General features: G+C 50.9%; 1 protein-coding gene. It reads right to left on the bottom strand.

The window, feature by feature from the left end:
- Positions 1 to 928: terminase TerL endonuclease subunit (locus A2F46_RS11685; protein WP_231867799.1), on the bottom strand; the 928-nt coding region annotated here is incomplete at its 3' end.
- Positions 929 to 1,008: the final 80 nt, after the last annotated feature.

The following is a 1,008-nucleotide window of genomic DNA, read 5'->3' as shown; positions in this document are numbered from 1 at the left end:
ACTTTGGAGTATATATCTCCGCCTTGGTATAAAACTTACCTTCATACTCAGCCAGCATCACGAAGGCTGTCAGGTCAGTTTTCATGGATAGGTCAAGCCCGCCCCAGACCACGCCCTCAAGAAAGGGCGTTTCGTCATAGTCGGCAATGCAGGCTTTCCACTCTTGCGGTGAAACAAACGGCGCTTCAGCATTCACGCGCTGGTTCAAATTCAGGTTGCGGTAACTGTTTTCCTTGCTCGGCATTCGACTGGCAGCATTCGCCAAGTCTTCCATATCTTGCATTGAACGGAACACGCCCAATGCGGGATTGGCTGTTGCCCACGCTTCGCGGTCTAATACATCGCACTCTTCAGGCGCTTCATACACATGGCAAACCGTCCTAGGGTCATCTCCAGCCTTGGCGTCGTCAATCATGATGCTGAGTAAGTCTGCATCAGTAGGCGCTTGCGTGGATATGTTAATCATCAATGGATGATCATGCGCCCCTTGGCTGGTTACCAGTGCTTCGTAGAAGTCATTCTGTGGTCCCTTGATTTGCCCTGCTTCATCAAAGATAACCAAGACAGGGGAAAGCCCCTGTGCGGTTCGCCCATCGGCTGCAATGGCTCGGTACTCCACATTCATCGGCAAACCAATCAAGCTTTTTTGGCTGGGGATAACCTTAATCACATCCTGAAGCATGCCGCTTTGGTTGATGATTTTTTGTGCCAGTTTGAACACCAATGACGCTTGGTCACGGCTCATGGCACCACTGATAATCTGGCTATTCAGCACAGCGGCGGGGCCGACTAAGTGGGCCAACAACAAACCTGCGATTAAAGCCGTCTTCCCGTTCTTGCGTGCCATGCTTAGGATGGCTGTTTTGGTATGCGCTGGATTGTCGTACACGTCCAGAATGAAGCGCTTTTGGAAGTCCATCAGCTTCATGGGCTTACCAACCAACTTGCCCTCAGGTATAGGCAGGGTTTCCAAGAAACCGATAATATCCTCGCCTAGCGTCATTGAAC

Source organism: Snodgrassella sp. CFCC 13594 (assembly GCF_001590725.1).
Classification (GTDB): domain Bacteria; phylum Pseudomonadota; class Gammaproteobacteria; order Burkholderiales; family Neisseriaceae; genus Snodgrassella.
This window is presented reverse-complemented; position numbering and strand designations above follow the sequence as displayed.